11 protein-coding genes and 1 pseudogene are annotated in these 10,771 nt (G+C 62.8%); 8 read left to right on the forward strand and 4 right to left on the reverse strand.

Annotated elements, in window-relative coordinates; genetic code table 11:
• Window positions 1-41 precede the first annotated feature (41 nt).
• The gene (locus tag AC0V8S_RS27515) at window positions 42-824 is read left to right on the forward strand and encodes an NIPSNAP family protein (RefSeq protein ID WP_475434563.1); all 783 of its coding nucleotides are present in this window, start codon (window positions 42-44) and stop codon (window positions 822-824) included.
• On the opposite strand, the gene AC0V8S_RS27520 is transcribed toward AC0V8S_RS27515, so the two are convergent.
• Window positions 821-1,657 (reverse strand): alpha/beta fold hydrolase, encoded by an 837-nt coding sequence (locus tag AC0V8S_RS27520; RefSeq protein WP_183458090.1) that lies wholly within the window; start codon window positions 1,655-1,657, stop codon window positions 821-823. The two genes, AC0V8S_RS27515 and AC0V8S_RS27520, sit on opposite strands and share 4 nt — an antisense overlap.
• Entirely contained in the window at window positions 1,654-2,592 is a 939-nt protein-coding gene (choX, locus tag AC0V8S_RS27525) for a choline ABC transporter substrate-binding protein (protein WP_475434565.1), read from the reverse strand. The genes AC0V8S_RS27520 and choX overlap by 4 nt, the downstream gene beginning before the upstream one ends.
• Before the next feature lie 83 nt (window positions 2,593-2,675).
• Between choX and betI the strand changes: the two genes are divergently transcribed.
• Entirely contained in the window at window positions 2,676-3,314 is a 639-nt protein-coding gene (gene betI, locus AC0V8S_RS27530; RefSeq protein WP_475434567.1) for a choline-binding transcriptional repressor BetI, read from the forward strand.
• A 39-nt stretch (window positions 3,315-3,353) separates the two neighbouring features.
• Here the strand turns inward: betI and AC0V8S_RS27535 are convergent, their stop codons facing one another.
• Complete coding sequence (locus AC0V8S_RS27535; RefSeq protein WP_475434568.1) at window positions 3,354-3,719, reverse strand: glycosyl transferase family 90; 366 nt, start codon at window positions 3,717-3,719, stop codon at window positions 3,354-3,356.
• Between the two features lie 797 nt (window positions 3,720-4,516).
• Here AC0V8S_RS27535 and AC0V8S_RS27540 point away from each other — a divergent pair.
• A pseudogene (locus tag AC0V8S_RS27540) lies at window positions 4,517-5,289 on the forward strand (SDR family NAD(P)-dependent oxidoreductase).
• A gap of 325 nt (window positions 5,290-5,614) precedes the next feature.
• Window positions 5,615-6,115: a DUF805 domain-containing protein gene (locus AC0V8S_RS27545; protein ID WP_475434570.1), complete on the forward strand. Its 501-nt coding sequence runs from the start codon at window positions 5,615-5,617 to the stop codon at window positions 6,113-6,115.
• Between the two features lie 107 nt (window positions 6,116-6,222).
• Here AC0V8S_RS27545 and AC0V8S_RS27550 read toward each other — a convergent pair whose 3' ends face one another.
• On the reverse strand, window positions 6,223-7,188 hold the full coding sequence (locus tag AC0V8S_RS27550; RefSeq protein ID WP_475434572.1) for a LysR family transcriptional regulator: 966 nt from the start codon (window positions 7,186-7,188) through the stop codon (window positions 6,223-6,225).
• Window positions 7,189-7,302: 114 nt separating this feature from the next.
• Between AC0V8S_RS27550 and AC0V8S_RS27555 the strand changes: the two genes are divergently transcribed.
• From AC0V8S_RS27555 to AC0V8S_RS27570, 4 genes are all read left to right on the forward strand, one after another.
• Window positions 7,303-7,782 carry a cupin domain-containing protein gene (locus AC0V8S_RS27555; RefSeq protein WP_095202421.1) on the forward strand — a complete coding sequence of 160 codons (480 nt, stop codon included), beginning with the start codon at window positions 7,303-7,305 and terminating at the stop codon, window positions 7,780-7,782.
• Between the two features lie 178 nt (window positions 7,783-7,960).
• Window positions 7,961-9,358 carry a class II fumarate hydratase gene (gene fumC, locus AC0V8S_RS27560; RefSeq protein WP_475434574.1) on the forward strand — a complete coding sequence of 466 codons (1,398 nt, stop codon included), beginning with the start codon at window positions 7,961-7,963 and terminating at the stop codon, window positions 9,356-9,358.
• A 177-nt stretch (window positions 9,359-9,535) separates the two neighbouring features.
• Complete coding sequence (locus AC0V8S_RS27565) at window positions 9,536-9,958, forward strand: DoxX family protein (protein ID WP_183458078.1); 423 nt, start codon at window positions 9,536-9,538, stop codon at window positions 9,956-9,958.
• Window positions 9,959-10,130: 172 nt separating this feature from the next.
• Complete coding sequence (locus AC0V8S_RS27570; protein WP_183458076.1) at window positions 10,131-10,535, forward strand: DoxX family protein; 405 nt, start codon at window positions 10,131-10,133, stop codon at window positions 10,533-10,535.
• Window positions 10,536-10,771 lie beyond the last annotated feature (236 nt).

Below are 10,771 nucleotides of genomic sequence, written 5' to 3' on the forward strand. Positions count from 1 at the left end.
TTTATAAACAGGATGATCACCCTGTTTTTGGAGACCAGTTGATGAACCTGCCCCTGAACGTCGCGCCGCAGGCTGCAGCGCTCGCCTCACCTGTCGTCGAATTGCGGCAGTACACGCTGAAGACCGGCAAGCGCGACACACTCATCGACGTCTTCGACGGTAAGTTGATCGAAGGCCAGGAAGAAGCTGGGATGACCATCATCGGCCAATTCCGCGACCTCGACCGCCCGGACATGTTCGTCTGGCTGCGCGGCTTTGACAGCATGGACACGCGCAGGGAGGCGCTGGCCGCTTTCTATGACGGCCCGGTCTGGGTGGCGCATCGCGATGCCGCCAATGCGACGATGATCGATTCCGACGATGTGCTGCTGCTGAAGCCGGCATGGCCGGGTGCCGGCTTCGACCTCTCGGGCACGCAGCGCGTCGCCGTGGCCACTGGCGAAAAGCCAATTCCAAACAAGCCGCTGGTTGGCATTGTTGTCATCCAGATTCATCATCTCAGGCCCGGAGCGGAGACCGGCTTCGCCAGTCGCTTCGCGGCCGAGGCGGCACCTATGATGAAGGCGCCCGGCGTCCATCTCCTCGCTGCCTTTATCACGGAGCATGCCGAAAACAGTTTTCCGCGCCTGCCAGTAAGGGCCAGCGAAAACGTCTTCCTTTCCGTCACCCGGTTCGACAGCACCGAGACGCATGCCCGCCACGAAGTCGCCCTCGCCGCCGCGCCGGCATGGCAGGCCTATTGGCAGGCCGCTCAGCCTGATCTGACCAAACCAACGGAGACTTTGCGACTGTCACCCACGTCGCGATCCCTGGTCGGGCGTTAGATTTCGAATGCCTCGATGATCGCCCGCGCGACAAAAGCCGGGTCCTCCCAATGCGGGTTGTGGCCACACGTTTCGGCACGCACGAGGCTTGCCCCCGCCAGGCAACGCAACAGCGCCTGCTGATGCGCCTCGCCGAACAGCGGGTCGCACGCGCCGGCAATGATCAGCGTTTGGGTCCGCACGGCTTGCGCGACATTGATCAGGTCAGCCCGGCAAATCTCTTCCAGAATGGCCCGCCAGCGCGCCGCGGGCATTGCCGAGGCGTCCTTCGCCAGGCCGGCGAGAAACGGCTGGGGTACGCCGGGCCGGCAGGCATGCCACCAGTCATAGAACGGGTCGGCCGGTAATATCGGGTCGCGCAGAGCCTGGACACCCGCGACAAGCGGGTGATCGTGCGCGAAATCGGGTTTCAACGTGCCGGCCAGGACCACCAGTCCGCCGATAAGCTCGTTATGCCGCGCAGCCAGGGCGATGGCGACCATAGAGCCCAGCGAATGGCCGACGACGACAGGCCGGTCGAGCCGCAGATGCTGGGTCAGGCCGGCAATATCGTCGGCAAAGTCGGCAATGCCGAAACCCCTGCCCGCTTGTGACGCGCCGTGGCCGCGCAGGTCGGGCATGATCAGCCGGCGGCCGGCCAGATGCGGCGCCAGAAGCGAAAAACTGCGGCTGGTGTCGGTGAAGCCATGCACCAGAACCAGCGCCGGCTCGGCGCCCGAAATCTCGACATAGGCGATCTCGAGGCCGCCGGAATTGATGGATTGTTTGCGGCCGGCCCAGGCGTCCTGCTCCGCCCAGGCATCCGGGGCCGCTTCCAGCGCGACCGACGTCACAGGCCGAGCTTCTCCTTGACCGCGGCAAGGCCGGGCTTGCCGTCGAAGGTGGTGACGCCGGCGAGCCAGCCATCGAGGCGGTTCTTGTTCAGCGTGATCGCCTTCAGCGCCCCGTCCTCCGGCTTCATGCCGTCATTGATGAGATAGCCCATGCCGACATTCTCGAAATCGATGTCGAAGGCGAGATTTTTGAGGAATTGCGCGACATTCGGACATTGCTGCAGATAGCCCTTGCGCACCTGCGTCGTCACCGTCGCGGCGCCGAAATTCGGGCCGAAGAACTTGTCGCCGCCGGTCAGGTACTTGAAGTCGTACATGGTGTTCATTGGATGCGGGGCCCAGCCCTGGAAGACGATGAACTGCTTCTCCGTGATCTCGTAGCCGACTTCGGAAAGCATGCCGGCTTCACTCGACTCAACCACTTGCCAGCCGTCGAGACCGAGCGACGGGTCGGCGATAGCGTCCATCATCAGCTGGTTCGAACCGGGCTCGATCCCGTACATTTTCTTGCCGAACCTGTCGGCGAATTTGTGCAGGTCGGCAAAATCCTTGACGCCGGCATCCCAGACATAGGTCGGCACGGCGAAGGTGTATTTGGCGCCTTCGAGATTGACGCGCACATTCTCGACCGAGCCATCCTTCTTGTAGGGCTCGTAATAGGTGACCATGGCCGGATCCCAATAGCCGAGGAACAGGTCCAGGTCGTTGTTCTTCATGCCTTCGTAGATGACGTTGATGCCCAGCACCGAGCTTTGCGGCTGGTAGCCGAGCGCACCGAGCAAGACATTTGCGACGCCGGTGGTGAAGGCGAGATCGTTCCAGCCCGGCTCGGCCATTCGCACCGCCCTGCACTGCTCGGCCTCGGCCGCTTGGGCCGCATGAGCGCCCAGCATCAGGGCTGCAAGACAGACGCCATTAGCAAGCATGCGGACCATTTCGATTCTCCTCATCATCGCTAAATTGACCAATTGGTCTTTTTATTGTCCCACTGGTCAATTCTTGATCTAGGCGGACGAAAATGTCAACGTGGATTCGCAATGCCTGGATCAAAGCCGTGAAACTCAAGCGTCTCAGTGACATACGCCGCAAGGAGTTGCGGCAGGCCGCCTTCGCGGTGCTGGAGCGCGAGGGTATTGCCGGTGCGACCCTGGAAAAGGTGGCCGCGCATGCCGGCGCCTCCAAGGGCATCGTGCTGCACTATTTCCGCAACAAGCAGGAATTGTTCGAACATGCGATGCGCGAGGCCAACGCCGTGCTGCGCGACGCGGTGGTCGCCCGGCTTCGCCAGGCACGCACGCCGATGGAGCGGCTCGACGCGGTGATCGATGGCAATTTCGAGGAGCATCTGTTCCTGCCGCCTCTTTGCCATGCCTGGCTTTCGCTCTGCGCCGAGGTGCCGCGCGACGAGAAGCTGGCGCGCATCCAGAAGGTGCTGCACGCGCGCATGCGCTCGAACCTGTTGTCCGGCCTGCACGGCCTTGCCTCGCCGGGTGACGCCGACGATATCGCGCTTGGCGTCACCGCGCTGATCGACGGGCTTTGGCTGCGGCTCGGCCTGGAGCCGGGCAGTGTCTCGCGCGAACAGGCGATCCGCCAGGTCAAGGATTTTGTCGCAGCCCGACTGGCCATGCGCCAGCCTGCGACCGCTGGCGCGTAAGCCAGCCCGAATTTCATACCACCTAGCAGGCGCGGGCTATCAGGCAGGCCAACCGCTCGCGCGCTTGCGCAGCTCAAGACCGGATTTCAAATTGCCACCGGCGGCGATGTGATCCCCCAGAAGCTTCGCCCATGCTGCCACCGCGGCCGCGCGGGTCAGGCGGGTCTGCGCAAAATACCGTGCCTCAGCGGCTATTTCGATTTCCAGCTTCGGATTGGCGCGCAGCCATTCGATGCGTTCGGCGAGATCAGACATGTCGCGCGCCACCGGGACGTAGTGGCGAAACGGTTCGATATCGTCGAAGAACCATTCGCGCCACGGCCGATCCTGCAGCAGCACGACGCGTTTGGTGTGAAGCAGCATCTTGAAGCGGCCGCTGTAACCCGCCCCTTCGACATCGATCATGTATCTGTAAGTGGCGACCTGGTCTTCCATCGTCCTGAATTTGGTGGAATACCGATTGGTGGCGACATCGTAATTCGCCTCCGGTGTCATACGCCTCGATGAGATCCGGGCGGGCCGCCGCAACATCGACGATCCTCTTGCGGGCACAGTTCATGCAGCGGCCCGCCCAGAACAACCTGTTGTCGCGCGGCGGCTCTTCTGATGCGGCTGCCATCGCCAGCGTCTTCTGGTCATAATCGTCGAACTTCGCGTCCGGCCAGCCATCGAAAACGAAATCGGGCGCCGCCACCTCGCCATAGCCATCGGCCTGAGAGAAGGCGAAACGCGTGCGAAAATAGCGATGCCTTCGGCGCGACGGCGTATCGCCGAGAAGCATATAGAAGGGCGGCAAGCTGCGGACGCCCAGGGAAGCCAACGCCTCGGCTATCAAGGTCAGCACCTGCACGTGCCTTTCAAGCCAGGCGGCACGGGAGCGCACCTTGAGCCTCCCGCCTTCGAAAACGGCAGTATATCTCGCCGCGGTTGAGGCCGGGCAGAAAGCGCCTGCCGACCTCGACGACGTCGACATCCATCGGAAGCACCTTCAGACCGGTGTTGAGTGGTGCCATTTTAAAAGACGTCTCGCCGCGACCAGTTTCGATCAACGCGGCTATCCTGTTGGCGCGGCGGATGCAAGGGACAGACGATCCCAGCGTCGGCCCCAGGCGAAGTTCATACCGTGGGATAGGCCGGCGACTTGACCCGGGCGTTGGCCATGCGGTGCTCTGGCATTGGCCAAGACGATTTCGGAGCGCCCGATGAGACTTCAGGACAAGCGCACGCTGGTGACCGGCGGCTCGGACGGCATCGGCCTGGCGATCGCCGAGGCATTCCTGCGCGAGGGCGCCGATGTCCTGATCGTCGGCCGCGACGCCGGCAAGCTCGAAGCCGCGCGCCGGAAGCTGACGGCTCACGGTCCGGCTGGCGCCGTGGAGACGGTATCGGGCGATCTTGCCACCAGCCTCGGCATCGCAGCAGTTGTCGGGCACGTGAAGAGACCGGCCGGCCGCTCGACGTTCTCGTCAACAATGCCGGTGTCGCCTACCTCGTGCCATTCGAGACCGTCAGTGAGGCGCAGTTCCAGCACTCGTTCGCGCTGAATGTGACGGCGGCGTTCTTCCTCACCCAGGGGGTGCTGCCGCATTTCGGTGCCGGTGCATCCGTCATCAACATCTCCTCCTATTTCGCCAACAAGATGATCCCGAAGCGGCCATCCAGCCTCTACTCCCTGTCCAAAGGCGCATTGAACTCGCTGACCAAATCGCTCGCTTTCGAGCTCGGCCCGCGCGGCATCCGCGTCAACGCCATCGCACCCGGCACGGTCGACACCGCCATGCGGCGCAAGACCGTCGACAATTTGCCAGCCGAAGCACAGGCGGAGCTGAAAGCCTATGTCGAACGCAGCTATCCGCTGGGGCGCATCGGCCGCCCCGACGACCTCGCCGGGATGGCGGTTTATCTCGCCAGCGACGAGGCCGCGTGGACGAGCGGCGGTATCTTTGCGATCGACGGTGGATATACTGCGGGATGAGCGCTGGCTGTTGCCTTGCGTGAGACCAGACAGGTGCGGCGCGTTGTTGCCCGGACCGGGTAAAATCCGGCCATCAACCAAACAGCTGTTTCCCCGCTGCCGAGCGCAGCCCCGTCGGCAGAAATAAATACCAAGCTCTATTTATATATATACCATTTCATATCAATTAACCATCCAACTAATCGGTTCGCCGTACTCACTACTCCACCAGAATATCTTTAGTAACTTTTTACATAGTCAATGAATATTGCCCTTACTACGGATGGGGATTTAGATGAATCTTTTGTTTGGATTTTCCGGGCGCATTGGGCGTGGGCAATGGTGGTTGGCCCAGTTCGTAGTGCTGGCCCTGTTGGTGGTGACCGTCGCCGCCCTCGTCCATGTCGGAGGTGCATCGGCAGGGCATAGGCTCAGAGCGTTTCCTTCGGACGGGCTAAGTGCCAATCTGGTGCTGCTCATCGGCGCCGCGCTTTCGGTCTGGGTCAATTTCGCCGCAACGATCAAGCGGTACCATGATCTGGACAAATCAGGCCGATGGTCCCTGCTGTTGTTCCTCCCCTATATCGGCGGGCTGTGGGTGCTCGTCGAGTGCGGCTTTTTCTCCGGCTCGGACGGCAACAACGACTATGGCCCGCCATCCGGCGCGGAGGACTCGAGGAGCGATCTCAACGCCCACATTTCACGTATGACGGCCGAACGCTCTGTTCAGCAGCAATCGCGATCCACCAGGCTGGAACAGCAAGCCGGCAGGATGGATTCCGCACCTCCGACATCGCAAACGAGGCGTCCCACAGGTCCAACGGGATTTGGCCGCCGCGGCCTTTAGGTCAAGGAAAAGAGTTCCGCGCACATGCAGCGGGAAGCTACACCTCGACCAGCGGCGGCATTTTTTGCGATCGAAGGCCGTTATACGGCGGGTGAATTGCCTGGCCGCTACGGCGCGACAATTTGACCGGCGGCGCTTTCCACAAATCCAAGAGCGTCGACAACTTCCAGGATCTGATTGCGAATCCAGCGATGAGGTGGCTCGTCGTCGTGGCGTGCGTGCCAGTACATCCTGATTTCAGGAACAGCAATGGGAAGTGGCGGTTCAAACATGGCGAGCGGCAGGGTCTTGGCCGCCCAAACCGCGAACTGCCTGGGAACCGCGGAAAGGTAGTTTCCGTTTGCCACGGCCGACGCGACGGCCTGAAAGTGCGGCAGTGCCAAGCTGACACGACGCTTTCGTCCGATCTTGCCGAGCGCCTCGTCGGTGGAGCCCGACATCGAGCCGTCGATCGAGCGAAGAACGTGGGGCAGTTCGCAGAAAAGCTCAAGCGGCAGCAGCTCGCCATCTGCAATCCCCGCCTGTCTGATCGCAGCGTTGTCCCGCGCCGCAATGATTGCGAATGGCGAATGGAACAGCGGCACGCTGGAGACCCAGTCCAAGACCTCCAGCGGACGTTCCAGTGCCGCATCGATTTCATCATCCTGGAGCAGCCGCGAAACATCGCCGCGCGCGCTATCGAGAAACCTCAACGACACACGCGGCGCGATAGCCGCGACGCGCGCCGCCAGCGTCGGCATCAGCAGCATGGAAAAGAAATCCGCACCCATGAGCGTGAAGGTTCGCTCGAGCTCCGCCGGATCGAACGACTGCGCCGAATGGAAGGCGCGTTCGATCTCGCGCAGTGCCAGGCGCACCGGCTCCGCCAGGCTCTCCGCGCGCGGCGTCGGCACCATGTCGTTGCCGTGCCGCACGAACAGCTGGTCGTTGAGAGCGTGGCGCAAGCGATTGAGCGCCGCGCTGATGGCCGGCTGGCTGAGGCCGATCTGCTCACCAGCGCGCGTCACGCTTCTTTCCCGCAGCAGCGCGTCGAGCACCCTGACGAGATTGAGATCGAGGCCATTCAAATTCATCGCATCAATTCGCCCCATACGATCATTGGATTTCCATCGCCGGCATGTCCCTGGTTAGGTCGTTGTCGGCGCCGCCCCCGTCGGCAAAAAGCGACCCAAAAGGAACAGAGAGCCATGACAATGACCTCCGGGACAATCACAGGCAAGGAACTCTTCTGGTTCAACAACACGCTCGTCGCGATCCACGTCTCGTCGGCGGCGGGAGAGGACGGCATCTGCGTCGTCGAACATCGCATGCCATATGGCGACTCTCCACCGCTGCATGTGCATCGGCACGAGGACGAGGTGTTTCATATCCTGGGAGGGGTCATGCGCTTCACCATCGACGGCCACGAGTGCATCGCGGGCGTCGGCGAGACCGTCATCGCGCCGAAAGGCCTGCCGCACACCTACCGGGTCGAGTCGCCCGAAGGCGCGCGCAGCCTCACCGTCACGCGCGGCTCCGATTTCGAGACGATGCTGCGTCGGGCGAGCCGTCCGGCAGAACGGCCGGAACTGCCCTCGCAGATGGAGCCAACGCCGGAGATCATCGCGGCACTGGTGCAGCTCTGCGCAAGCAATGGCATCGACATTGTTGGCCCACCCTTAGCCTGACAAGAAGCAAGCCAACTCTCCCCTTCGGCAACATCTCCTTCCCGCGCACGCGGTTGCGCCGCGGGAGCGAGGTGCGTTCCTTCAACCGATTTGCATCCTCACCGTCCGCAATCTCTGCTTGAAGCCATTTGTGCAACGCGATACGCCCTTGCCCAAATCGACAGACCGGAGACTTGCCGTGAGCACGCCAAAGACCAGAACCGAAACCGATACGTTCGGCCCCATCGAGGTTGCCGCCGACCGCTATTGGGGTGCGCAGGCGCAGCGTTCCCTGGGCAATTTCAAGATCGGCTGGGAAAAGCAGCCGGCTTCGATCGTGCGCGCGCTGGGCATCGTCAAGCGGGCGGCGGCGGAAGCCAATATGGAGCTGAAGCGGCTCGATCCCGCGATCGGCAAGGCGATCATCGCGGCCGCGCAAGAGGTCATCGACGGCAAGCTCAATGATCATTTCCCGCTGGTGGTCTGGCAGACCGGCTCCGGCACGCAGTCCAACATGAACGCCAATGAGGTGATCTCCAACCGGGCGATCGAGATGCTGGGCGGCGTCATGGGGTCGAAGAAGCCGGTGCATCCCAACGACCACGTCAACATGAGCCAGTCGTCGAACGACACCTATCCGACGGCCATGCACATCGCCTGCGCCGAGCGCATCGTGCATGATTTGCTGCCGGCGCTGAAGCACCTGCACAAGGCGCTGGACGCCAAGGCCAAGGCCTTCAACCACATCATCAAGATCGGCCGCACCCACACGCAGGATGCCACGCCGCTGACGCTCGGCCAGGAATTCTCGGGCTATGCGGCGCAGGTCGCCTCGTCGATCAAGCGCATCGAACTGACGCTGCCCGGCCTGCAGGAATTGGCGCAGGGCGGCACCGCCGTCGGCACCGGCCTTAACGCGCCCGTCGGCTTTGCTGAAAAAGTGGCCGATCGCATCGCCGCCATCACCGGCATCGCCTTCGTCACCGCGCCGAACAAGTTCGAGGCGCTGGCGGCACACGATTCCATGGTGTTCTCGCACGGCGCCATCAACGCGGCGGCCGCCGCACTGTTCAAGGTCGCCAACGACATCCGCTTCCTCGGTTCGGGCCCGCGCTCGGGCCTCGGCGAATTGTCGCTGCCGGAAAACGAACCCGGCTCGTCGATCATGCCGGGCAAGGTCAACCCGACACAGTGCGAAGCGATGACGCAGGTCTGCGTGCAGGTGTTCGGCAACAATGCGGCACTGACCTTCGCCGGCAGCCAGGGTCATTTCGAACTCAACGTCTACAACCCGCTGATGGCCTACAATTTCCTGCAGTCGGTGCAGCTGCTCGCCGACGCTTCGGTCTCCTTCACCGACAATTGCGTCGTCGGCATCGAGGCCCGCGAAGACAACATCAAGGCGGCCCTCGACCGTTCGCTGATGCTGGTGACGGCGCTGGCGCCCAGCATCGGCTATGACAATGCCGCCAAGATCGCCAAGACGGCGCACAAGAAGGGCACGACTCTTCGCGAGGAGGCGCTGGCCACTGGACTGGTCAGCGAGGCCGACTACGACCGGCTGGTGCGGCCGGAGGACATGACGCATCCGGGCTAAGGTGTTTTTAAGCGGGAGAATTTACTCCCGCCACCGCATCAGCCGACACGAATTTCGCGCTTCTTGCCCGATCATGGAAATGCATCTACTGTGAACAATGTGTCGCCGGATAGGTGACTTTGGTGAACAGTCGGCATCGTCTATCTCTGGGTCATTCAACCCATTCGGAGAGCCACCATGTCCATCAACACTTCCACCGCCGGCGCCGGCACCGCGTCCAACAGCTCTGTCACCATCCTCCTCGGCCGCATCCTGCTCGCGGTCATTTTCCTGCTTTCCGGTTTCGGCAAGCTCACCGCCATTTCCGGCACCGCTGCCTATTTCGGCGGCCTCGGCCTGCCCCTTCCGACCGTGACGGCCGTGGTTGTCGGCCTGATCGAACTGCTCGGCGGCCTCGCCATCCTCGTCGGTTTCCAGACCAGGATCGCCGCCTGGGTGCTCGCGGTCTTCACCATCGCCACCGGGCTTGTCGCCCACACCGGCTGGGCCGACCAGATGCAGATGATCCAGTTTCTCAAGAACCTCGCCATCACCGGCGGCTTCCTGCTGCTCGCCTCGTCGGGCGCCGGCGCCTATTCGATTGACGCCAAGCGCGGCTGAATCTCCCTCCCAAGCCCGCCTCCCAAAGCTTGACAGAAGCGGCGCGGAATTTTCCGCGCCGCTTTTTCGTTGTCTGGAATAGCGGGCGCGCCGGTTTCGGCCGCCGCCGCGCAGGCGTAGACTGTGCGGTGGCCGGCTTGAGCCCAACCGGGCGCCGGCAAGGGAGGTGGCCATGACCCGCAACGCATTGCTTCTGGTTTCGCGACTGCTGTTTGCCGTGCTGTTCGTACCGTCGGGCTTCCAGGCGCTCGCCAACATTGCCGGTACGACCAGTTATTTCGCCGGCCTCGGCCTGCCGCTGCCGGCGCTCGCCGCCTGGGGCACGGGCCTGTTCGAACTGATCGCCGGGTTTCTGATCCTCATCGGCTTCCAGACCCGGATCGTGGCGCTGCTTCTGGCGGCCTTCTGCGTCGTGGCCGGTTTCATCGGCCATCACGGCCAGGGGGCCGACGACGCGACGCTCGCCTTCCTGCACCAGCAGATGCTGATGAAGGACATTGCGATATCAGGCGGCTTCCTGGCGCTGGCGATGGCCGGTGCGGGCGCCTGGTCGGCCGATGGGCGCGGCGCGGTTTGATATCTTTGCTTAACGCGCCCGAGCTGGTCGACCCCCACTCCGTCTCGGCTTCGCCGAGCCACCTCTCCCCCGATCGACGGGGTAGAGGAAAGGCGCCAAGCTTTTTCCCCTCAACGCTCGTCCAGCAACGCTCCCTTCCTTTCCCTCCGGAGGGGGAAAGGTGGCGCTGCGAAGCAGCGACGGATGGGGGGAAGCCGCTCGTCAATCGCGAAGCCGCTGACAAGTGGCGCAATTGA

This window comes from Mesorhizobium oxytropidicola (assembly GCF_056174625.1).